Below are 432 nucleotides of genomic sequence, written 5' to 3'. Positions count from 1 at the left end.
AAACCTTTTCTGGATAAATGGCTCGATTCCGATTTTCTTTCCAACCGGATGGATCGGCGCAGCTTTTTGCAGGAGATGGGTCGAATTACCGCCCTTTCCCTCAGCCTCACCCTCTCCAATGCCCTGCTGAGACCCGTCCGCATCGATGCGGCACCCAAGTTCTCCTCCTATCCCTTTACCCTTGGGGTCGCCTCGGGGGACCCCCTTTCGGACAGCGTCGTCTTGTGGACCCGATTGGCCCCGGATCCGTTGAACGGCGGGGGAATGCCTCCCCGCGACATCCCCGTCCGTTGGGAAGTGGCCGCCGATGACCGCTTTCGCCGCGTCATCCAAAGCGGGACCGCCTATGCCCGGGCTGACCTCGCCCACTCCGTCCATGTGGAGGTGTCGGGTCTGAAGCCCGACCGCCCCTATTATTATCGTTTTAAAGCC

At 60.6% G+C, this 432-nt stretch carries 1 protein-coding gene; it reads left to right on the top strand.

Going from position 1 to position 432, the window contains the following annotated elements; translation table 11 throughout:
- A partial coding sequence (locus RZO55_RS12420; RefSeq protein ID WP_318064607.1) for an alkaline phosphatase D family protein occupies positions 1–432 on the top strand: 432 nt, incomplete at both ends.

Source organism: Clostridium boliviensis (assembly GCF_033342255.1).
GTDB lineage: Bacteria > Bacillota > Clostridia > Lachnospirales > Lachnospiraceae > Lacrimispora > Lacrimispora boliviensis.
The sequence above is the reverse complement of the archived record's forward strand: the minus strand, read 5'-3'. Positions and strand labels throughout refer to the sequence as shown.